We start from the raw sequence: 23,363 nt of genomic DNA on the forward strand, positions 1-23,363 counted from the left end.
TTAGAACGGGCATTGTAAGAAAAAGCTTGTTTAGGGCATGATCCGCAAGCTTTCTCCGGCGGTGTGCGACACGAATTCCGGGGCGTACATACATTGAATAGTACTGATACCTCCGGCGTATTCGCCGCTACGGGATACGTAGACCGGATATTCCAAGACAAACGTACCTTCCGGCAGACGATTGATGAAGAAATTCTCGGATACGTCTTTCGGGGATCTGTAATACCAGATACCGTCTCTTGATTCCGGGCCGGAAAGTTGATCGGCCGGTTCGAAGCAGCCCGCACGTAGATCTTTCAAGAATACGTAATTCATTTCACGGTCTGTCCGGATCGTTAGCCGAACGATTACCTTGTCTCCGATGCGGAGCGGTTGCTCCGGTGTTATGGGACGGATTTGGCGGTTGGTACCGTTATTGGTCTCGACGAATAATTTCTTCTCGACACTCAACACCCCTTTTTGTCCTTTTACCTTGTCGATCTCTTGGAAGTATTGCTCGTAAACAGCTCCCCATGCCGGCGTGTTTCCTTCCTTGCGGATCGAGAGCACGGGATTGGCGGAACTATTTGCCGGCTCGTTCGGAAGTATCGTTTTGAGGTAACCGGTGGCGATTTCCCCTTCCGCGGTACTATAGGTCTTGCCGTCCCATGTCGCTACACAAGTGTTTTGCGTGTTCAGCCAATCACTACCCGTGAGTAGCAAGGCGTAAATGGCGTTTACCGTGGCGGGTACGGATTCCCAGTTTTGTGTACGTTTCTGGTTTAGCAACCATTGTTTCATCCGGTTTGTATTCTGGGTATCCGGCGCGATCTCGTTAAAGACGGACATTAATAAGCAATGCGTGTCGATCGGTGAGGTGAAATAATCACTCCCCCTGCGGTTGTTTGCCCAATACATACCTTTCTCCTCGGAGATCGTAGCGGTCTTCTTTAGTCCTGTCAGGATCGCTGTCGCCACCTCCTTTTTACCGTTTCGATGCATTAACAAGGCGATTTCGCCCTTACTGATTAAGGAATATTGATTCCAGTGCTTCTCCGCTTGGTTCGTATAGAAACGGATCGCTTCCCGGGCGTCTCCCAGTTCCGGGATATCCCGGTAGGAACTGCGGACGAATAAGAACTCTACCTGCTCCGGCGAGGGCCATGCGTTTTGCCATTTCTTATCGTATTTCAGCAAGTTCTCATAATCCGTTTGCATACTTTTGTCCAAGAACTTGAGGGCCTTCATTTGCATCTCTTTCTCCGCTTGCCCATATTGGATCGCGTTTAGCTGTACAAGCTGTGACATACCTTTCAGGATAGAAAGAGTGATCGCACGGCTTGCGGGGAAACCTTTGAACCAGCTCCATCCACCCTCTTCGTTCTGTTGTTGGATCAGTTGTTGCAAGGCCGCTTCCCGTAATCCGTCCGCACGGTTTAGGTCGAACAATAAAGACAAGCGTTGTTTTTGCTCTGTCTCGTTATCGGCGGCCAGTACCCAAGGCGTCTCTTCCAAGAGTATGTTCTTCAGCTCTTGGTTCTTTTCCAAGTTTGAATAGAGGGTAGAGGCATTCCCTCCTTGGGCGGTCCATTGGTTGATCACTTTCTGGATGCGGGGATGGGCTTGGGCGATATAGGAAGCCAACGTATTGCTGTAATAAGCGGCAAACCAAGATAAGATATTATCATTGTTCGGCTGTGTGATCGTCGGTAATGCCTGTACCGCGTACCAAATCGGATTCCCGGTCATCTCCAGCGTGAGACGGAACGGTGTCGCTCCCTCCGAGTTCCCGGAGATACGGATTTGTTTCTCTCCTTCCTTGAGCAAATAGAACGGGGTACTTTCCGTGATAAGCAATTGATTGGAAAGAACCGGTACGATCTGCTGCTCCCCGTCGCTTCCCTTTTCAGAGTCGGCTAGGATACGTACGCCCAGTAGGCTGATCTGTTTGGGGACCGGGATTATCCAGCTTACAGTAGCGATGCTATCCGGTTGCAACTCAAACGGACGTTGTGACTTGCTCAAGCAGATAATCGGTTGGTCTGTAGCGGGATCGAATAGTTCGATGCGTACACGGCCGGATACCGCTTCCTTGGAATTGTTGATGACTTGCGTGCTGATGCTGACCTCATCCCCTTGGCGGACGAAACGAGGCAGATTCGGTAGAACCATCAAGGGTTTGCTGCTAATGACCTCTTTCGTAAGCAGACCGTATTTTAGGTCTTTGGTGTTGGCCAACATCTGTAGTTTCCAAGTCGTGTTACTTTCCGGCAGGGTGAAATTTACGAATACGTCTCCTTCCTCGTTCGTTTGTAAGGTCGGGTAGAAAAAGGCGGTTTCCGCGAAGTTCTGCCGGATTTGCTCCGGACTTATCGGCTGGCTGCTCTCTTTGGCGAAAGGATCGGATAGGCTGAACACGGGTTCCCCTTCCGTAGATTCCACACTAGGCTCTTCTAACACGGCGCTGTCTTCCATGATGTTCATGGATTCCGCCACTACTGGGGCTGCTGCGGATTTCAGCATGATACCACCCGTGGCGAAAGCCCGGTTGCTGGAACCGTATCCTCGTATGACAATCTCATTGAATAGACCGAACCAATTTAAACGGTCATACTGATATTGAGGTACTTTTATATACTTGGCCTCTGTCTGGTCATATTGATAACTACGCTGGAATCCGGCTCCGGTTGAGAAACGGGGAGCTTGTAGCAAGATCGTTCGCCGCGGGGAGAAATACCAATTGAATGGTATGATTTTATCTAGCGAGGCATCATACATGCTGGTCAGTACCTCGGCGGATACGATCGTGGAGTCTGCGTCGGTGATACGGAATTTCCAGCTCTCTTTACTTCCCGGAAGTAAACGATCCCGGAAGGTTATCGGCTTGATGGTTAATTGCCGGTTGGGTAGCTGAAGTTCTACGGGTACTTGTGTGATATATAGCTCACCCTCTTTTACGAACGTAAAGGATACGATGATTCCCTCTCCATATTCCGGCTTGAACGGGATCTTAAACCGATGGTTCGCGTCGCTTAGCTTTATCAACTCGTGATGGATGCGGTTATTTCCGGCAAACCATTCATAGAGTACGTAGGCGTCCTTGTCGGAGGTGCCGAATACGATCTCCGCTTCCTCCCCGGGTAAACAAGTTGTCTTCTCTTTCAGCAGCCAAGTATGGGTAAATACGGGAGGACGCTTGTCGTTCTTTCCGTATAGGATGAAATCGGACTGGTTTTTACTGGGTCGTCCTTGGCTATCTTTGGCTTCTACTAAAATGCGATAACGTCCGGAGGGCAATGGGTTGAAAATAGCCGGACTGATCTCCTTGCCACTGGTAAAGCTACCGGAAGCTACTTGCTTGCCTTCTTTATAGCTCTCTCCGCTGTTCTTATCGGATCGGTTTGCGATCAGTTCTACGATCTTGAAAGTACCGGAGGTGGAAACCATCTCCCCATTGATTGTCCGGGCTTCGACTACGGCTTTTACTGAGTCTTTCTCGATTTGTGGCGGTAGGTTCGTGAATAAGACGATACTGGATTCTCCTACCGAGAAAGTGTAATTCGCCTCTTGGGTCTCTCCCTTGCTATCGGTTACGGTAGCCGATACCTCGTAGGTCTGGTATGCGGAAGCGTATGGATTCGTATCCTCCTCTTTTTGGGGACGGAAAGATACGTTGAATGTCCCATCGCTGGAAAGGGTGGTACTCCCTTCCGCAACTTGTGTCGGAGCGCTCGGACGGAAATACCTCCACAACAGGAAGGGCCTGCGTGTAATACGCCAAGTGACATCTCCGCTGGGCAGTGACACGCCGGAGAATGTAGCCGCCTTGCCTTGTATGGTAACGGAATCGCCGAAAGCGATATCGCCCTTGATTGGGAGGAAGTACGCTTGGAAAGTCGGACGTTTGTATTCCTCTACATGAATATATACGCTCATCTGTCCGGTACTTAACCGGAAGACGCCGCTTAGGGTCTGTTTGGGGAGGGAGAACTCTCCGTTAAAGGAACCGAACTCATTGGTCGTGACTTTCTTCTGGGTTATCTCTTTCCCGTTAGCGTCGTATAAGGTCACCGTAAAAGGCTGTCCGGCCACGGCATGCGGGTCGTTCGAGTCTTTTACATAGGCGAGGCCTTTGAAGAAAATGGTTTGTCCCGGACGGTAAAGCCCACGGTCCGTAAAGATAGAGACTTCTATCGGGTTCTTTTCCGGTTTGTGGCCGGAACCCATCGGATAGATATTTGTCAACATAGCGTTGGTATCTCCCGGTCTGCTGGCTTGGAACGCCAATACTTGACTGTTCGCTGGAAGCGTGGCCAAGCCTTCCCGGTCTGTCTTGACGGTACCCAGTTCTTGCAAGCTACGACGCTGACCTCCGTAATAGGTAACGATAGCCCCATCAACAGGCTTCCCGCTAAGATAGTCGGTAACCATGACCTCTTGTTTATTACCGGAAAGATTACGATAGATCGCGGCCAATCGGGTTACGCTAACCGTATTGATCGTCTTTAGCTGTTGTCCGGGTACGGTTACGACACATTCATACAATCCCGGTTGATCCATAGATATATGTAAGGTCGTATCTTGCTGCGAATAGGTGTTGGGCAGTAGCAAAGAGAATGTCTTCTCATTTACGAGTTGTCCCAAGGTGCTGCTACTTGATTTTTTTGCGGATGTATGGGCTGCCGCTTGTAAAGGTGTTTTCGAGCTTCGATAGATTTGTACGATGACTTTCTGTACATTCTTATATTCCAGCTTGATCCCCAGTTGCTGTCCCGGATAAACCGTATTGTTTGTAGATGCGGATAAAGTAGGTTGTTCCAATTGTGCCAAGCGATTCTTTAAGATAGCCGTGCGAGGGTAACCGGAATACCGCTTGATACCCTCCTCGCATAGTTTCACCTCTTCCGCTTTGATAGAATCCCATTGGGTAGAGACGTAACGAAACATACTGCCACTAACCAAATCCAATTTAGCGATTAAGATCTCGGCTGCATAGTTTTGAGAAGCTAAGTTCCTGTAAAGCTCATCCAATGCGTTCATGTAAGCCACGAAAGACTCTTTATCCCTTTTATCCCCGTAAAGGAATCGTAGGTAATCCAATTCCGTAAGGAGGACCGATTTCATATTTGGCTCCTTATTTTGAAAGGCGATCAAGTCTTTATAGATCTGTACGGTTGGTTGGATGTCTAGTGCCCGGAAGGCAAGGAACTCATAGAGGGTCGGACGCAGGGTTTGCGAGTCCTTTCCGATCTCCAGAATATCCTTGAACTTGCTGACAGGCGTATTTTGCAATAAAGCCGTAGGTCGCAATGATAAATCGATCTCTTCCTTGATCTTATCCGTGAATAAGTTGGAAGTCCATACCCGGATATCCTCCGGGATATAACCGCTTAATTGGGTTCTTTGGTTGATGGTCCACTGGTTCCGTTGGAAGTAGTTCTGATACATCTCCGCCAGCATGGAATGTAATACCGCCACGGAAGCCGAGTCGGCGCAACTGTTGGTGTAATTCTCCACCTCCTTGATCAGTTCCGGGAACTGATCATCGTTTACCTCCATCTGTTCTTTCATTTTAAGGATAAGATTCTTGATCACCATAGGGGTATTCTTATCGTTTATAGCTTGCGTGATAACAGAACTTTTTTGTTGAGGCTGGGCGGCCCGGCTATACATAATAACCGCCGAGATGCCGCAAAGTATCAGGGCAGATAAAATAATTGCTCTTATCTTCATATCTTTTGGGTTTTATAAGTTTAACAATAAACCTTTCCTATATAGATACAAAGAAAGAGCAAAAAGTTGTAAAACGTACGTTAATGTTTACTTTTTACGCACATAAGTGATGTAGGTGTAGGGGTAAGGATTCTTCTCGTCTGCGGGATGTTCCTCACGTTCAGTCTCTTCCCAAAGGTCCCAGTTTACGACGGGAAAGAACGAGGTAGCGTCGGGAAACTCATGATGGATGCGGGTAATATACATTTTGTCGGCTATTCTCAAAGCCTGTCTGTAGACCAACGCGCCGCCAATGATGAATATCTCGTCCTCTTTCTCACATAAATCCAGAGCGGCCCCCATAGACTCGCAAGCGAAACAATTCACGAAACCAGCCTCGGGCATAGTCGTCAATACGACATTCTTCCGATTGGGCAGTGGCGCTACAGGGAGAGACTCGAATGTCTTACGTCCCATGATTACCGCATGTCCCGTGGTTAATTCCTTGAAACGCTTCATGTCTGAAGGCATGTGACATAATAATTGCTGATTCTTTCCGATCGCGCTTTTATCTGCGATTGCTGCGATGATAGAAATTGTACTCATAGACTTATTGATTTATGATTTGTAATTTATGATTTATGAATTAACTGTCAACTGTCCATCGTCAACTGCCAATTCTCAGACGGCCACTTCTCCCTTGATGTGGGGATGCGGGTCGTATCCGGTCAAATTGAAATCCTCGAACTTAAAATCGAAGATGCTCTTTACGTCTGGGTTGATCTCCATACGTGGCAACGCACGTGGCTCACGTGTCAATTGTAACTTAACTTGCTCCAAATGGTTGCTGTAGATATGGGCGTCTCCCAACGTATGAACAAAATCTCCCGCTTTAAGGCCGGTAGCTTGTGCCATCATTTGTAATAACAAGGCATAGGAGGCAATGTTGAACGGAACGCCAAGGAAAATATCCGCGCTACGTTGATACAATTGTAGGCTCAACCGTCCGTTCGCCACGTAAAACTGGAAGAAAGCGTGGCAAGGAGGCAGGTTCATGTTGTCTAAGTCCGCCACGTTCCATGCGCTTACAATGATTCGTCGTGAATCCGGGTTATGCTTGATCGTCTCCACGGCCTCGGTGATCTGGTCGATAGATCCTCCTTTATAATCCGGCCATGACCGCCATTGGTAACCGTATATATGCCCAAGGCTACCATCCGCGTCGGCCCACTCGTTCCAGATGCGTACGCCATGATCTTGCAGATATTTTACGTTGGTATCTCCATTCAGGAACCATAACAATTCGTAGATGATAGACTTCAGATGCAGCTTCTTGGTAGTGAGTAGCGGGAATCCCTCTTCCAGATTGAACCGCATCTGATGACCGAATACGCTGATCGTTCCCGTACCCGTCCGGTCTTCTTTTCTAACTCCCTCGGTAAGCACTCTATTGAGCAGCTCTAAATATTGTTTCATTACTCACTTATTACAATAGTGTGCAAATGTACAAAAGTGAATCGTATTATACTAGAATAACGGGTCAAAATATGAAATCGGTTGAGGATTCAAACGGTTTCTTCATGTATCCTTGGCTGTTTCTTCGGGAGGTATTAGGGGATTTGTATGAAGGTCTAGCTTATTTATCATCTGTTGGACGATCATCTACCAACTGTTGCATGATCTTCCAACGGCTGTTGCATGATCATCTACCAATTGGTGGATGATTAAGATGTCAAGAGGAATGGTGTAGTACTTCGAGTAGAAATCGGTAAGGATTCCCGAGAAAATGCGTAAGGATATTGGACCTCATGTGGATAGAATGCGTATCTTTGCCCGAAGAATAACATTTATTAATTTTAAAGGAAAGAGATGAAAAAACTTTGTTTTGCGGTCATGGCAATGTGTATGTTATTGTCATGCGGAGGTAAGAATGAGAAGGGGGCGGCTACGGAAGAGGCCACTCTTTCTGGTTTGATGAAGTCGGATTTTGTATCTGAGGTAGATGGTAAGCCGACTGCTTTGTATGTGTTGAAGAATAAGAAAGGGGCTGAGGCTTGCGTAACGAATTGGGGTGGACGCTTGGTTTCCGTGATGGTGCCTGATAAGAACGGTAAGATGACGGATGTTGTGCTTGGGTATGATAATATCGCTCAGTATGTAGCTTTTCCGGATAATAACTATGGTGGTTTGATCGGACGTTATGGCAACCGTATTGCGAATGGTAAGTTTACGTTGGACGGAACGGAGTATCAACTTCCGCAGAATAATAACGGGCATTGCTTGCATGGAGGTCCGAAAGGATATCATGCGGTAGTTTGGGACGCGAAACAGATCGATGACCAAACCTTGGAGTTGACTTATCTATCGAAAGACGGAGAGGCAGGTTTCCCCGGTAATCTGGATATCAAGGTGATCTATAAGTTGACGGATGATAACGCCGTTGATATTAAGTACGAGGCTACGACGGATAAACCTACTGTCGTGAATTTGACAAACCATAGTTATTTCAACCTTTCCGGTGTTCCCGGCTCGCAAATCATGGATCATACGATCATGATCGATGCGGATACATATAACCCGGTGGACGAGACTTTGATCCCGACCGGTATCGAACCCGTGGAAGGCACTCCGATGGATCTCCGCAAACCGGTAGTGGTAGGCGCTGATATCGACAATCCGTTTACGCAATTGGTTTACGGTGGTGGTTACGATCATAACTGGATATTGAACGCCGCCGGCGATATCAATAAGGTAGCCGCTAAAGTTGTATCTCCGACAAGCGGTATCGTTATGGAAGTTTACACCAACGAGCCGGGTCTTCAATTCTATGCCGGCAACTCAATGACGAAAGCGGGTGATAAAGGCAAGTTAGGTGTGGTTTACCCGCATCGTGGCGCTCTATGTCTGGAGACTCAACATTACCCGGATAGCCCGAACCAACCGGCATTCCCGAGCGTAGTGCTTCGTCCGGGCGAGAAATATACGAGTGAGTGTATTTATAAGTTCTCGGTAGAGTAAATAAGGAAGAAAGTTCCGGATTTGGAAATATCCACATAATGGTGAGGCGTATATACATAAATAGGATGTATATGCGCCTCTCTTTTTTACTCACGGAAGCATCTTGTTTATAGTGGAAGAATTTATCGCTAGAGAGTATACGCTATCTTTTCCCAATAGATTTTAAAAGAGAAAAATAAATCCATATGATGTATGAGAAAAAGCGTTATATTTGTATCGATAAAGTAAACTCTTGTGGAAATTCAAGGGTTTATGAATCAAAGTGTGATTACGATAAGCGTTTAAGATATTATCTTTGGAACTGAAAATCGCCAAGTTTCAAGTCGGACAGAGATAATAGGCAACTAAACGCTCACGCTTGTTATATATACTGCCTAATAGTATACGTAATAAGGCGTGGGCTGTTGTTTATTATTTGTCCGATGGGTGTTTGGCGATGCCTCAGTTTCGAATAGTAGATTAACAGTTCCCACGCTTCTTTTTTGTAGCATATAGAAATACCGAACAAGGTGAACGGTCCGGTTTGAGGGAAACGTATATGGAGGTAATTAAAAAGCAACGTTTGGCTGTCTGTCGTATATTATTGGATGTAGTGGAAGGTGCGTGTGAGGTCCGTGATCCGGATCTGATCATGCGGACTCGTCATTATCCGGCACTTCAAAAGGAGATGTGTTTTGCGGATCGGGATTGGGAAGAAGCGAGAGATTTGAGTGTACTTGCCTGCTTGGTACTATCCAAGGAATTGCATTATAAGGTTAAGATGATGATCGGTTTGGTAGCTCATGACTTGTATTCAAGGGAGTCCTCGGTCTCTTATCAGCAACGCCTGTCCTTCGATGTGCTGATGAGTGCGATCGATTGGCCGGTCTCTTTTAAGGAGATCACGCTCTTTGCTCCCTCAAAATAAGTTATAGTTTGTACGTAAGACCTTGAATTCCGTTCTGCGGTTGATCTGGTCGGCGATCTCTTGCTGTTCCGGCGGCAGGGCAAGGATGAATTCCTCGGTAAGCACATCGCCTTCTTTCAAGAAATCGAATTGTTTAGCCATCTTCTTATTGATCGTCTTGGGAACGCTTTCTCCATATCCTTTCGCTTCCAGACGAGCCGCCTCGATACCTCCCGCTATTAGGTAATCCACGACCGATTGCGCACGGCGTTGAGCCAAACGCTCGTTATACTGGTCCGTACCTTTCCGGTCCGTGTGGGCACCCAGTTCGATCGTTACGTTCGGGTTATCGTTCAGCATCTTGATCATCTCGTCCAAAGCTTTCTTGGATTCCGGACGAAGGGTCGCTTTATCGAAATCGTAGAAAATGTTATCGATAACAACCGGCTTGCTGATCGGAGAGAGAAAGAAATCCACGATATACGTCTCGTTTTTCTCCTCGGGGCCGGTATGCAACTCGTAATTCTGGTTGAGGTAACCACGGGCGCTGGCCATCATGACATAACGGATGTCCCGTTCCAACTCGACACGATAGGTACCGTCTTTCTTGACCGGGACTTTCACGTTCAGTCCGTCTTTTCCGACGATGCGTACGGTAGCGTCCTCGATCGGATATTCATCGACATCGTTTACGATTCCTTCGATGAAGATGGTGATCGTAGGCCGTTCAAAGGAATATATATGGTCATAGCCCCGTGCGTCGTTGCGGTTGGAGCAGAAGAAGCCCCGTTCCTCTTTTCCGGCGAAGGTGATACCGAAATCGTCTGCCATAGAGTTGATGGGAGCGCCTAGGTTCTCGACCTTCCACTTCCCTGTACTGTCTTGCGTGGCCTTGAACAGATCGAGGCCGCCCATTCCCGGATGTCCGTTGGACGCGAAATAAAGGGTGACGGAATCCCGGACATACGGGAACATCTCGTCTCCCGGGGTGTTGATCTCTTCTCCTAGGTTCTCCATCGGGCCGAAATCGTTTCCCGCTACCCGGGCACGGAAAATATCCTTGCCACCGAAACCGCCCACGGCGTCGGATACGAAATACAAGTATTTGCCGTCCGGCGAGATGGAAGGATGACCGAGGGCGGTAACCGAGTCTTTTACGATCGTCGCACGGGTTCCTTTTCCCCATTTGGCGCTGCTTCGGGTAGATATGTAAATCTCGGCGGTACGAGGGCCTTCCGGATCTTGGGCGCAATAGGTATAATACATCGTGTTTCCATCGGGGGAGAAAGAGGGGGTTCCTTCGTCGTATTCCGTATTCACCTCGTCTTCGAGCTCTACGGGAGCTAGCCAAGCCCCTTTCTCGTCTTGCTTGACAAGGAAGAGGTTATTGTTATTTTGCCCGGTGATGGCGCTGACTTTCGCGTCTTTGTCTTTCGAGCGGGAAGAAGCGAAGTATAGTTGGTCGTATTTATCTCCGGCCAGCATCGGACTGAATTCTCCCCGGCGGGAATTGAATTTATCCATGCGTCTTACCTCGTAGCGGGTAGGGTTCTTTTTCCATCCGGGAGCTAACTCGCATCCTTGTATGCCGTTGATGGCTAATAAATTGCTAGGATCGTTCTCCATGTAGATATCGTAGTTCTTGATCGCCTCCGGATAACGTCCGGTCTTCTGCAGCATCTGTCCCATGCGTAGGTAGACGGTACTATCGGGGTAATCATAGCGGATGGCGTTCATATAGGCGCTAGTCGCTTTCGCCGTATTATTGATCAACCGGTTACATTCGGCCATACGGTAAGCGATATAGCCGCGCAAATCCCTTTTCTTCGGGGATGTTTTCGTGTAAACCTTACGATAAATGGCGGCTGCCTCATAGTATTCCCCGATACGCTGCTTCTCCTCGGCATCGCTCAACTTCGCCGATTTGCAGGAATACAAGGAAGATACGATAAGCAAAAATAAAATATATATAGTAAAATGCGCTTTCATTCAATCTGGAATATATTCGTGCAAATATAACGAATTGTATGGGATCTTATTGTATGTCTGTTACAATAACAAGGAACTATCCCCATAACTCAGGAACCTGAAATCGTGCTCTAAGGCATACTCATAGATGGATTTCCAGTTTCCTTTTACGAAAGCGGAGATCAGCAAGAGCAAGGTGCTTTTGGGCTGGTGGAAGTTGGTGACGATTCCTTTTACGATCTTGAACTCATAGCCCGGGGCGATGATGATTTGCGTAGCCGTTACCAGCGTATCCGCATCATGCTTATCCAGATAATCGAGGATGTTTTGAAGGGAACGCTCCGCTGTCAGCCGGTTGTTATTCATCTCGTAAGGCATCCATTGTTTTACGACGAGATCTTCGGAAGTCGCTTCGGGGTTATTATCTAGGATCACGCCCATGTAATAGAGACTTTCCAAGGTCCGTACGGAAGTCGTTCCTACGGCGATGATATTTCCAAGGTTGCTTTTGATACGTTCGATGGAACTGCGTCGGACGGAGATAAATTCCGTGTGCATCTCGTGACCTTCGATCGTGTCGCTTTTTACCGGTTTAAAGGTACCCGCTCCGACATGCAAGGTGACTTCTTCCCGCCCGATGCCCCGAGCATCTATATCGGCAAGTACTTCCGGAGTGAAATGAAGTCCGGCGGTCGGTGCGGCGACGGAGCCTTTTATCTTAGAATAAACCGTTTGATAGGTCTGTAGGTCGCTCTTCTCTGTTTCCCTGTGCAAATAAGGAGGAATCGGCAAGACCCCGGCGGCATCCAAAATATCGGCGAACGTATAAGCTTCATTATCCCAAGTGAATTCGATCAAATGTGTGTCACCATGAGACTTTTTCTTATCCGCTGTCAGCACGACCGGTTCATCCTTAATGAAGATCGTTTTGGATAAAGTGCCTTCTTTCCATTTCTTAAGGTTGCCAACCAAGCAAGTCCAGCTACAGCGTCGGGTCTCTTGAAAAATCAAAGCGTAATCATGAGGCTCGATGGGCTCCAAACAGAAAATCTCGATGCGTGCGCCGGTCTCTTTCTGGAAAAGTAGGCGGGCTTGTATGACCCGGGTATTATTGAATACCATCAAGGTGTTCTGGGGAAGATAATCCGTGATATGCTTAAAGATACTTTCGCTTATTTCCCCGTTACGGTAGAGTAAAAGTTTGGACTCGTCCCTTTTAGGCAATGGGAACTTCGCGATTCGTTCGTCCGGTAACGAATAGTTATAATCTTCAATACGTATTTCTTGCGTCTTCATTACTTCTTCTGTCCTGTTAAAAAACATCCGTTTGTACGGATTCCGGGTGCAAAAGTAGTAAATAGGTTTCGGATTCGCGGATTATTCCCTAATTTTGTGCGCATAATATAATAAGGTATAGAATATGAGTATTCAAATAGGTGATAAAGTTCGCTTCCTGAATAGTGTGGGAGGTGGAGTCGTACGTGGATTCCGTGGAAAGGACCAAGTGTTGGTTGAGGATGAGGATGGGTTTGAGGTTCCTGCCTTGATCAAGGAATGTGTCGTGGTTGGGGGTAATGATATGCAAGTGCATAGTTTGAACCGTCCGAAAGTACAGGCTCCGGTAGAGACTCCTTCCCCAATGAAGCCTGAACCCAAAGAGGAAAAGGTCGAGGAGACACCGGAGGGAGAGCGTCTGAATGTGTATCTGGCTTATCTCCCGGTCGATCCGAAGGCGTTTCAGCAATGCGGCTATGAGACGTATTTCGTGAATGATAGCAATTACTATTTGTTCTTCAATTATATGAACCGGACGAATAATAGCTGGACAAGCCGTTATAACGGGATTATCGAGCCGAATACGAAAATATTCCTAGAGGAGTTCGGTAAGCCGGAGTTGAATGATCTGGAAAGGATCTGCGTGCAACTGATCGCTTTCAAGAAAGATAAACCCTATTCGTTGAAAAACGCCGTATCTGTAGAGTTGCGCTTGGATACGGTTAAGTTCTACAAGCTTCACTGCTTTATGGAGAATGATTTCTTTGAGGAGGATGCCTTGATTTATCCGATTATCCGCAATGACTTGCCCGAGAGAGAACTATTGGTCTCTGCGGCAGAGTTGAAGGAAGCTATGCAGCAAAAGGTTCGTGAGGAACGTAGGGTTCCCCGGCAAATCGTGAAAAAGAAGCCGACGAATAGCGCTATCCTTGAGATCGATTTGCATATAACCGAATTGTTGGATAATACGAATGGATTGAGCAATGCGGATATGCTGACGTACCAGTTGGGAAAATTCCGTGAGGTGATGGATCAGTACGCTCTTAATAACGGACAGAAGATTGTCTTTATCCATGGAAAAGGCGATGGCGTGCTGCGTAAGGCGATCGAGAAGGATTTGAAGACCCGTTATAAACAACATTATTTTCAAGATGCTTCTTTCCGCGAATATGGTTTTGGTGCGACGATGGTAACGATTAAGGCTGATACCTCGCAACATGGCCATTGAGATAGAACGGAAATTCTTGGTCTCCGGTGATTTCTTACCGGAGGCTGTTAGCTCCACCCGTATCGTGCAGGGATATATTTGCTCACAGCCCGGACGTACGGTTCGTATTCGTATCCGGGGAGAGGAGGGATTTCTAACGATCAAAGGCGCTTCGGATGAGAAAGGCTTGAGCCGTTATGAGTTTGAGCAAAAGATTCCTCTGGTGGATGCCGAGCGGTTGTTGGAGCTTTGCGAGCCGGGTGCGATCGACAAGGTTCGTTATCTGGTTCCCAGAGGCAGCCATACGTGGGAAGTCGATGTTTTCCACGGAGCGAATGAAGGGTTGATCCTTGCGGAGATCGAGTTATCGTCTGAGGACGAGCCTTTTGAGAAACCGGCTTGGCTGGGTAAGGAGGTAAGTGGAGATCGCCGTTATTATAATTCAATGTTGACAAAACATCCTTTTAATAGTTCAAATACATGAAGAAACTCTTTTTATCTGTAGCGGCCGCTATATTGGCGTTTCCGGTCTTGGCCGATGAGGGCATGTGGCTGCTCCCTTTATTGAAGCAACAAAAGTTTGCGGAGATGCAGGCCCTTGGTCTGCGATTAAGCGATCAGGAAGTGTATAGCGCCGAGGCTCCTTCCTTGAAAGACGCCGTGGTTCGTTTTGGCGGTGGTTGTACGGGCGAGATGATCTCTCCGGACGGGTTGGTGCTGACGAATCATCATTGTGGTTATAGTAGCATCCAACGGCATAGTACCTTGGAACATGATTATCTGACGGACGGCTTTTGGGCGATGTCTCGTGATAAGGAGCTTCCGAATCCGGGATTGACGGTTACTTTTATCGATAAGATCGACGACGTGACGGATTATGTGAGGACGGAACTGAAAAAGATCACGGATCCGAACAGCATGGAATTCTTGTCCGCTAAGTACTTGAATGGCCTCGCTAAAGCGAAAGTAGGTGAGAAGTTCTTACAGGATAACCCCGGTACGGAAGTCGAGATCAAGGCTTTTTATGGAGGTAATAAGTACTATATGTTTACCAAGAAGGTCTATTCGGATGTCCGTTTAGTCGGTGCTCCCCCTTCCTCTATCGGTAAGTTCGGGGCGGATACGGATAACTGGATGTGGCCTCGCCATACCGGAGACTTCTCTCTTTTCCGTGTGTATGCCGACGCGAACGGAAATCCGGCACCTTATTCGGAAACCAATGTCCCGCTTCGTCCGAAACGTTGGCTAAAGCTTTCTTTAAAAGGTGTGGAGGAGAACGATTATGCCATGATCATGGGTTTCCCCGGTCGTACCAATAAATACTATACCTCATGGGAGGTAGCCGAACGTCGGGATATAGATAATGCGGTACGTATCAATATCCGTAATCTCCGTCAAGAGGCGATGCTGGAAGAAATGCTGAAAGATCCGCAAGTCCGGATTCAATACGCTAGTAAGTATGCGGGTTCTACGAACGCTTATAAGAATGCGATCGGTAGTAACTGGGCGATCAACAAACGTAATTTTGAGCAGGTGAAAAACGATGAGCAGGATCGTTTGATCGCTTGGTCGAAGAAGATGTGTGAGCCTGCTTATCCGGAAGCGCTTCTGACATTGGAGCAGATCGTTAATGATCGTAAGGATTTGCGTTTCCGTAGTTGGATGTTGGATGAGGCATTGAGCCGTGGCATCGAGTTCTCCAAAGTTCCGACCGATATCGAGACTGTTTGTGAGGCTTTGGAGGGGAAAGATCGTTCCGAGCAGCAAAAACAGGTCACTCAATTGGAGAGGGCTTTCCACCGTTTCGCTGATAAGGATTATGCGCCGATGGTTGATAAGAAGATAGCAAAAGTCATGTTAAAGGAATATAGGCGTTTGGTCGCTCCGAAGTCGCAGCCGGCTTATTTTTCCGTAATCGATAGCAAGTTTAAGGGGGATGTGGATAAATTCGTTGATTATCTGTTTGATAAATCGATCTATGGTAGTGAGAAGAACTTCAATGCGTTCAAGGAGCATCCGTCTGTCAAAACTTTGAGAGAAGATCCGATGATTCTGTTCGCACAATCCGTAAAGGATGAGAAAAAGGCGTTAGATAAGGCCTTGGCTGATTTTGATGCCGGATATGCGATCGCCCATCGTGCGTATGTGAAAGGACTTTTAGCGATGTATGGAGACTTGGCTAGTTTTCCGGACGCAAACTCTACGCTTCGTCTGACTTATGGGCAGGTGAAAGGTTACAGTCCTCGTGATTGCGATTATTATGGTCATCAAACCACTTTAGACGGCGTCATGGAGAAGGAGGATTCTACGAATTGGGAATTTGTGGTTTCTGCTCGTTTGAAGGAATTATATCAAGCAGGAGACTTTGGCCCTTATAAGATGCCTAACGGTAAAATGCCGGTTGCCTTCTGTGCTACGACCCATACAACGGGAGGGAACTCCGGTAGTCCGGTATTGAATGGACAAGGAGAGTTAATCGGTATCAATTTCGACCGTAACTGGGAAGGAGTAGGAGGGGATATCCAATATCTGCCCGATTATCAACGCAGTATTATCGTAGATATCCGTTATGTCCTATTCGTAATCGATAAATATGCCGGAGCCGGTTATTTATTGAACGAGATGGAATTCTCAAGATAGAGAAGTAGGTTAACTTCGTGGGCGAAGTATGTTAACATACTTCGCCCATGAACCTAAGTTCCTTTTTCTATAAAGCCAAAAAGAGGAGACATATCCCTGAAAGATACGTCTCCTCTTTTTGTATATGTATATCTATAACTTAATAAATCTTGTCAAGATCAACAGCTTTGACTCTGAAGATATGACCGTTACGAGAGAATACCAACTCTCCGTCTTCCTTCTTCTTCTGATTCACCAAACGCTGAAAAGCTATATTTGCACCTTTTACTATATTCTCTTCGAATTCTCTAACTTCTTGCTCATTCATGATGTTCAAGTTTTGTAAAAATATCTAGATTATACACTTCCCTTTTATCATTCTTGAATCCCTTGGCGATCACTTCCATGGGAGACATCGAATTATCAGTTATCATCCAATAGTCACTAATAGGAAGGTATAGCTCAAATAAATTGTGGATACCGGCCTCATACCGACGCCGTATCGTTGCTTCCGGAATATTGTGACCTCCGGCGGCTACCCTCATTTTCACACGTTCCACGGCTAGATCCGGCGTATTTAGCCAGAAGTAAAGCAATGTAACATAATAACCTTCCCTTTGTGCTTCCCGTATCAGGTTTGCGACTGAACGGGTGGCCAGCGTAGTTTCCATTGCGAAAGTCTCACCAGCACCGATGAGTTCCTTTATCCGCTTATACATAATACGACTAGCTTCAACGGCGACGGCTATACTGTCTGCATTAAAAGGGGAAAGTCCCTTGGCTATCTCGTCTGAGTTAACAAACTCCCTACATTTTAGCATTTCTGGTAAAATAGTGAAGGAAGCTGTTGTTTTTCCTGCTCCGTTGCAACCTGATATTATATACAAATATGGCACTGTTTGCTGTTTTTGATGCTGCAAATATATGTAATAGTTTTTTAATATGCGTCGTTTTATTTCTCAAAAATCGTGAAAATGTGCAGGAAATGTACTTTTAACTAACAGGTTTGTTGGGGAAAGCGGTGGTTTTGTTAATTTTTATACCCAAAGTAGATCACTCATGATTCCGTCGGAAACGAAGATTCCTGACTTGGATAAAATCAATTTGTCACCGGTTTGTAATAAGAGACCTTGGTTGATATGGGGTTGAGCTTGCTTTTGACAATAAGAAAGGAGCTTCCTGCCAAATTTTGTCTGGATATCAGCGAAAGAGACTCCCCACATGGTTCGAAGGCCGGTGATGATGAAGTCGTTGTACCGGGTGCATAGGTCTAAATCCTCGGATTCTATTGTCGGATGCCCATTTTCTATACCGTCTATATATATAGGTAGAGAAGATGGATTCCATTCCCGGTCTATCCCGTTATAAGAATGGGCGGAAGGACCGAGGCCTAGATATTTCTTTCCGGTCCAGTAGGAGCTATTGTGCTTGGAGAAGAACCCGGGACGGGCGAAATTAGATATCTCGTAATGCAAATAGCCTGCTTCTGCCAACCGATCTATTAATGTGGAAAAGAACGAGACGCTTAACTCCTCGTTTATGGGGGTCACTTTTCCCGCTTCCAGCAATTTGTAAAGTGCGGTACCTTCCTCGTAAATGAGGTGGTAGGCGGAAAGATGGGGAACATCCAACCGGATCGCTTGTCGCAAATTCTCTTCCCATGCTTGCTGCGTTTGGTTGGGGAGTCCGTAGATCAAATCGATACTGATATTTGTAATCCCATATTCCTTGCATAGTTCTACTGCTTTAATCGCTTGTTCCCGGTCATGGCGACGATTCAGAAAACGCAAATCTTCCGGATGAAAACTCTGTACACCCATACTGACCCGATTAAAAGGATAATTACGGAGAAGCGATACATATTCTCGTTTCATGTCATCCGGATTCGCCTCTAAGGTAATCTCCATTTGCTCGGCTACATCAAAATGACGATAGATGGCCTCGAATATCTTGCCAAAATCCTTCTCGTCTAATTGGGAAGGAGTACCGCCCCCGAAGTAAATGGTTTCTAATGCTTCGTTTCCTATATATCCCTTCCGCAATTCCATCTCTTTTATAAGTGCGTTTATATACGGCTCTTTATACTTCATCTCCGTATTGGAAAAAAAGTCACAGTATAAACACCGCTTGGCGCAAAAAGGAACGTGGATGTATAAACCTGCCATCTGTATGGACACAATTATATCTTTACACAAAGATATAATTTAAATTTCAAAAAACCTTGCTGCTGCACAACATAGTTCTCAAACACCGGGCGATAATTGCTTTTTTCCTTTACAATCTCTAATTTGCGCCCTCGTGAAAGTGATTCACGCCAAATAAACGTATTGTTAAACTCAAATAAATCCTGATATCATGAAAGTATACCAAACAAATGAAATTAAGAACATCTCTATCTTGGGAAGTTCGGGCTCTGGGAAAACCACTCTCGCTGAAGCTATGCTTTACGAGGGTGGAGTTATAAAACGCCGCGGCTCCGTTGAGGCAGGAAATACGGTGTCCGATTATTTCCCGGTTGAGAAAGAGTATGGATACTCAGTTTTCTCAACCGTTTTCAGTGTTGAGTGGCAGGATCGGAAGCTGAATTTCATCGATTGTCCGGGTTCGGATGATTTCGTTGGAGGAGCTGTTTCCGCTCTGAATGTCACGGATACGGCACTGATGGTATTGAATGCCCAGTACGGTGTTGAGGTTGGAACCATTAACCAGTTCCGGTATACTGAACAATTTCATAAACCGGTGATTTTCGTTGTCAATCAGCTTGATAATGATAAAGCCGACTATGAGGGAACTATCGCCCAGTTGAAAGACCGTTGGGGCAGTAAGATCGTTCCGATCCAATATCCGATTAGCTGCGGCTCTTCTTTCAATGCCGTGGTGGATGTATTAAAAATGAAGATGTATCGTTGGAAACCGGAAGGTGGAGTTCCTGATGTATTGGAAATCCCCGCCGAGGAAATGGATAAGGCGATGGAGCTGCATCAAGCCTTGGTGGAAGCCGCCGCTGAGAACGACGATATGTTGATGGAGAAATTCTTCGAGGAAGGTGCGTTGAGCGAGGATGATATGCGTGCCGGTATCCGTGCGGGCTTGGTTACTCGCGGTATGTTCCCGGTATTCTGCGTATGTGCCGGTCGTGATATGTGTGTTCGTCGTACGTTGGAGTTCTTGGGTAACGTGGTTCCTTGTACCGACAAGATGCCTCGTCTGATTACTACGGAAGGCGTAGAGGTGACTCCGGACTCGAATGGTCCTACTAGCTTGTTCTTCTTCAAGACTACCGTGGAACCTCATATTGGTCAGGTTTCCTATTTTAAAGTGATATCAGGAAAAGTAAAAGAAGGTGACGATTTGATGAATGCCGATCGTGGTTCCAAGGAGCGTATCGCACAGTTATTTGCGGTAGCCGGACAAACTCGTACCCCGGTTACGGAAATGGTGGCGGGTGATATTGGAGCGACCGTTAAGTTAAAGGATGTTCGCCGTGGTAATACATTGAACGGAAAGGGTTGTGATTATCGTTTCGACTTCATTAAATATCCGGATCCGAAATATCGTCGTGCTATCAAGCCGGTGAATGAGGCTGACGCCGAGAAGATGATGGAAATCTTGATACGTATGCGTGAGGAAGACCCGACATGGGTAATCGAGCAGTCCAAGGAATTGAAGCAGACAATCGTTTCCGGTCAAGGTGAGTTCCATCTTCGTACATTGAAATGGAGAATCGAGAATAATGATAAATTGCCGATCGAATATCTGGAGCCGAAGATCCCGTATCGTGAGACGATTACGAAAGCGGCCCGTGCGGATTACCGCCATAAGAAACAATCTGGTGGCGCAGGCCAGTTCGGTGAAGTTCACTTGATTATCGAGCCTTATTATGAAGGTATGCCTGCTCCGGATACCTACCGTTTCGGCGGACAGGAGTATAAGATGAATGTTCGTGATACTCAGATAATTGATTTGGATTGGGGTGGTAAAGTCGTGTTCGTAAACTGTATCGTTGGTGGTGCTATCGACGCTCGTTTCTTGCCGGCTATCCTAAAAGGTATCATGGCTCGTATGGAGCAAGGGCCGTTGACGGGTTCGTATGCTCGCGACGTGCGTATTTGCGTATACGATGGTAAGATGCACCCGGTAGACAGTAATGAGATCTCTTTCATGCTTGCCGGACGTAATGCTTTCAGTACTTCCTTCAAGGAGGCTGGCCCTAAGATCTTGGAGCCTGTTTACGATGTCGAGGTTTCCGTTCCTGCCGATTATCTGGGAGATGTGATGAGTGACTTGCAAGGACGCCGTGCCTTGATTATGGGTATGAATAGCGAGAAGGGATTTGAGAAACTATTGGCGAAAGTTCCTTTGAAAGAGATGTCTAACTATTCTACTTCACTAAGCTCCATTACGGGCGGACGTGCTTCGTTTACGATGAAGTTCGCTAGTTACGAGTTAGTTCCTGCCGATGTACAAGAGAAGTTGTTAAAGGCTTACGAGGCTACTCAATCAGAAGAATAGGTAAAGTAAAATGTCATCATAATTTTTTAATATTTAAAGTTAAACGAGAAAAGGCCGGCTTTGTGAAGAGCTGGCCTTTTTGTTATGTCTTTTTCATTAGGCTGTCGTGAGCTTGTAATACCGAAAGTGTTCTTTTGTATCATCTTAAACAAGGAAAAGATGATATTAAGAAAGTACTATCCGACTATTGTCCTCTCAGACATCCATTTGGGATCGGAACATTCCCGGACGGAGGAGGTCACCCGTTTTCTCAAGCACGTAGATTGCGATCGATTGATTTTGAATGGTGATATCATCGATGGCTGGCAATTGAAGAAATCCGGTAAACGCTGGAAACAAAAGCATACCGATTTCTTTAAGGTATTGATGAAGATGATGGAGAAAAGGGGTACGGAGATTATCTATGTAGTGGGGAACCATGATGATTTTCTCGACAGCTTGGCTCCTTTTAAGTTCTCCAATATATCGATCGTAAAGGATTATTTACTGAAGACGAGACAAGGAAAACGCTATTTCGTGACACATGGCGATATTTTCGATACGGTTACGACCCATATGCGTTGGCTCGCCATGCTCGGGGAGGTGGGATATACTTTTTTATTGTGGTTGAATAAGGTTTACAATCATCGTAGAGAGCGGCAAGGAAAACCTTATTTCTCTTTATCCCAAGAGGTGAAACACCGGGTGAAAAGTGCGGTCTCTTATATCTCGGAGTTTGAGAAAGAGCTGGTACGCTTAGCGGAGGCCAAGCATTTGGATGGGATTATTTGCGGCCATATTCATCAAGCGGCGAGCGTATGGTATGGTAATGTGCATTATCTAAATTCCGGCGATTGGGTGGAAAGCATGACCGCTCTCGTGGAGGATGAACAAGGAGAGTGGGATATTGTTACATATAATAATGTACAACTATATGCGGATGCCGTATGAAAATTCTGTTTATCATACAAGGTGAGGGACGTGGGCACTTGACCCAAGCGTTATCCTTACGCCAGAAATTGATGGCCGAAGGACATGAGATCGTTGGTGTGTTGGTAGGAAAAAGCCCGGCCCGCCGTTTGCCGGATTTCTTCTTGAATAAGATACAATCGCCGGTATATCCGTTTGAGAGTCCGAATTTTTTACCGACGGCTAAGAATAAACAAGTGAGTTTGATGCGTAGCGTATTATATAATGTATTGCGTCTGCATAAATACATGGGAAGTATCCGTTATATCGACCGGATGATTCGGCAGACGGATGCGGATGTTGTCGTGAATTTCTACGAGCTGTTGACGGGGCTGACTTACTTGATTCTCCGTCCGAAAGCGACGATGGTATGTATCGCCCATCAATATCTATTCTTGCATCCGGACTTCGTTTTCCCGAAGCAGAGCACATTGTCGTTGGCATCGCTACGATTTTTTACGAGATTAACGGCGATAGGCTCCGTCAAAAAATTAGCCTTGTCTTTCCGGAAGATGCGCGAGGCGCCGTTGGGAGGAATAGTCGTGGTTCCTCCTTTATTAAGGCAAGAAGTCTTGGATGCGGTTCCCTCGAACGGCAGTTATTTGCATGGTTATTTGTTGAATAGCGGGTTTAGTGAGGAGATCCGTTCTTGGCATTCCCGTCATCCTTCGGTTCCGATGCATTTCTTTTGGGATAAGAAAGATCAGCGAGCCGAGGTGAAAATAGACGATTGCCTTTCTTTCCATCAGCTGGATGATACGTTGTTTCTACGTTATATGTCGGGGGCGAAGGCTTATGCTACGACCGCCGGGTTCGAATCCGTATGTGAGGCGATGTATCTGAATAAACCTGTATTGATGGTTCCTACACATATTGAGCAAGCTTGCAATGCTTACGATGCCTCTTTGTCTGGCGCAGGCGTTGTCGCTGATTGTTTTGATCTGGACGTGTTATTATCCATTTCGGAAAGTCATGTGGAGAATTCGGTCTTCCGGCATTGGGTGAAACAGGCGGATTGGCTTATTCTTCGTGAGTTCCGTGAGGATTTGTTGCGTGAGGAACATCCGGTAACGAGCCTAGGGAGGATTACGACAAATTGGGTGGCGCGTCTGGGGAGATTCCTGCCTATCTAGGAACTTATAGCAGTACCGTGCTGTAGATGCAGGTGTGCCATGCTGATGGCACAGGCGTGCCACACTGATGGCACAAGCGTGCCACGCTGATGGCACAAGCGTTTCA

General features: G+C 46.5%; 17 protein-coding genes. 9 read left to right on the plus strand and 8 right to left on the minus strand.

All coding sequences use genetic code 11. From position 1 onward, the window contains the following. Positions 1-30: 30 nt before the first annotated feature. The 3 genes from DWX84_RS07200 to DWX84_RS07210 all read right to left on the minus strand — a co-directional run bounded on the left by DWX84_RS07200 (position 31) and on the right by DWX84_RS07210 (position 7,167). The gene (locus DWX84_RS07200; protein WP_122377457.1) at positions 31-5,712 is read right to left on the minus strand and encodes an alpha-2-macroglobulin; all 5,682 of its coding nucleotides are present in this window, start codon (positions 5,710-5,712) and stop codon (positions 31-33) included. A gap of 87 nt (positions 5,713-5,799) precedes the next feature. Then, the gene (locus tag DWX84_RS07205; RefSeq protein WP_057326591.1) at positions 5,800-6,297 is read right to left on the minus strand and encodes a dihydrofolate reductase; all 498 of its coding nucleotides are present in this window, start codon (positions 6,295-6,297) and stop codon (positions 5,800-5,802) included. A gap of 75 nt (positions 6,298-6,372) precedes the next feature. Beyond that, positions 6,373-7,167 carry a thymidylate synthase gene (locus tag DWX84_RS07210; RefSeq protein WP_005858887.1) on the minus strand — a complete coding sequence of 265 codons (795 nt, stop codon included), beginning with the start codon at positions 7,165-7,167 and terminating at the stop codon, positions 6,373-6,375. Between the two features lie 71 nt (positions 7,168-7,238). Between DWX84_RS07210 and DWX84_RS21460 the strand changes: the two genes are divergently transcribed. From DWX84_RS21460 to DWX84_RS07220, 3 genes are all read left to right on the plus strand, one after another. Beyond that, a complete protein-coding gene (locus DWX84_RS21460) occupies positions 7,239-7,415 on the plus strand; it encodes a hypothetical protein (protein WP_154396213.1) in 177 nt (58 codons plus the stop codon). Between the two features lie 145 nt (positions 7,416-7,560). After that, the gene (locus tag DWX84_RS07215; RefSeq protein WP_022193212.1) at positions 7,561-8,709 is read left to right on the plus strand and encodes an aldose epimerase family protein; all 1,149 of its coding nucleotides are present in this window, start codon (positions 7,561-7,563) and stop codon (positions 8,707-8,709) included. 538 nt (positions 8,710-9,247) lie between these two features. Beyond that, on the plus strand, positions 9,248-9,616 hold the full coding sequence (locus DWX84_RS07220; RefSeq protein ID WP_036618242.1) for a hypothetical protein: 369 nt from the start codon (positions 9,248-9,250) through the stop codon (positions 9,614-9,616). Here DWX84_RS07220 and DWX84_RS07225 read toward each other — a convergent pair. Both DWX84_RS07225 and DWX84_RS07230 read right to left on the minus strand, forming a co-directional pair. Next, a complete protein-coding gene (locus tag DWX84_RS07225; RefSeq protein ID WP_005868464.1) occupies positions 9,608-11,584 on the minus strand; it encodes an OmpA family protein in 1,977 nt (658 codons plus the stop codon). The two genes, DWX84_RS07220 and DWX84_RS07225, sit on opposite strands and share 9 nt — an antisense overlap. A 60-nt stretch (positions 11,585-11,644) precedes the next feature. Next, the gene (locus DWX84_RS07230) at positions 11,645-12,859 is read right to left on the minus strand and encodes an S-adenosylmethionine:tRNA ribosyltransferase-isomerase (RefSeq protein ID WP_044545984.1); all 1,215 of its coding nucleotides are present in this window, start codon (positions 12,857-12,859) and stop codon (positions 11,645-11,647) included. Between the two features lie 124 nt (positions 12,860-12,983). Here DWX84_RS07230 and DWX84_RS07235 point away from each other — a divergent pair, with 124 nt between their 5' ends. The 3 genes from DWX84_RS07235 to DWX84_RS07245 are packed head-to-tail and all read left to right on the plus strand — an operon-like array spanning position 12,984 to position 16,685. Next, a complete protein-coding gene (locus tag DWX84_RS07235) occupies positions 12,984-14,066 on the plus strand; it encodes a DUF2027 domain-containing protein (RefSeq protein WP_122297583.1) in 1,083 nt (360 codons plus the stop codon). Continuing rightward, positions 14,056-14,529, plus strand: a complete 474-nt coding sequence (locus DWX84_RS07240; protein WP_005858868.1) for a CYTH domain-containing protein — start codon at positions 14,056-14,058, stop codon at positions 14,527-14,529. Before DWX84_RS07235 ends, DWX84_RS07240 begins: the two co-directional genes overlap by 11 nt. Next, on the plus strand, positions 14,526-16,685 hold the full coding sequence (locus tag DWX84_RS07245) for a S46 family peptidase (RefSeq protein ID WP_057326595.1): 2,160 nt from the start codon (positions 14,526-14,528) through the stop codon (positions 16,683-16,685). The genes DWX84_RS07240 and DWX84_RS07245 overlap by 4 nt, the downstream gene beginning before the upstream one ends. A 139-nt stretch (positions 16,686-16,824) precedes the next feature. Here DWX84_RS07245 and DWX84_RS21615 read toward each other — a convergent pair whose 3' ends face one another. The 3 genes from DWX84_RS21615 to hemW all read right to left on the minus strand — a co-directional run bounded on the left by DWX84_RS21615 (position 16,825) and on the right by hemW (position 18,829). Further along, positions 16,825-16,992, minus strand: coding sequence for a hypothetical protein (locus tag DWX84_RS21615; RefSeq protein WP_005858864.1), 168 nt, complete (start codon positions 16,990-16,992; stop codon positions 16,825-16,827). After that, positions 16,985-17,584 carry a zeta toxin family protein gene (locus tag DWX84_RS07250; RefSeq protein WP_005858862.1) on the minus strand — a complete coding sequence of 200 codons (600 nt, stop codon included), beginning with the start codon at positions 17,582-17,584 and terminating at the stop codon, positions 16,985-16,987. The genes DWX84_RS21615 and DWX84_RS07250 overlap by 8 nt, the downstream gene beginning before the upstream one ends. A gap of 117 nt (positions 17,585-17,701) precedes the next feature. Next, complete coding sequence (hemW, locus tag DWX84_RS07255) at positions 17,702-18,829, minus strand: radical SAM family heme chaperone HemW (protein WP_005868470.1); 1,128 nt, start codon at positions 18,827-18,829, stop codon at positions 17,702-17,704. Positions 18,830-19,019: 190 nt separating this feature from the next. On the opposite strand from hemW, the gene DWX84_RS07260 reads away from it, so the two are divergent. From DWX84_RS07260 to DWX84_RS07270, 3 genes are all read left to right on the plus strand, one after another. Further along, entirely contained in the window at positions 19,020-21,176 is a 2,157-nt protein-coding gene (locus DWX84_RS07260) for a translation factor GTPase family protein (protein WP_048928159.1), read from the plus strand. Positions 21,177-21,335: 159 nt separating this feature from the next. Continuing rightward, the gene (locus DWX84_RS07265; RefSeq protein WP_121961219.1) at positions 21,336-22,106 is read left to right on the plus strand and encodes a UDP-2,3-diacylglucosamine diphosphatase; all 771 of its coding nucleotides are present in this window, start codon (positions 21,336-21,338) and stop codon (positions 22,104-22,106) included. Further along, a complete protein-coding gene (locus DWX84_RS07270) occupies positions 22,103-23,257 on the plus strand; it encodes a glycosyltransferase family protein (protein WP_048928160.1) in 1,155 nt (384 codons plus the stop codon). The genes DWX84_RS07265 and DWX84_RS07270 overlap by 4 nt, the downstream gene beginning before the upstream one ends. Positions 23,258-23,363: the final 106 nt, after the last annotated feature.

It is taken from the genome of Parabacteroides sp. AF21-43, from assembly GCF_003635435.1.
GTDB lineage: Bacteria > Bacteroidota > Bacteroidia > Bacteroidales > Tannerellaceae > Parabacteroides > Parabacteroides distasonis.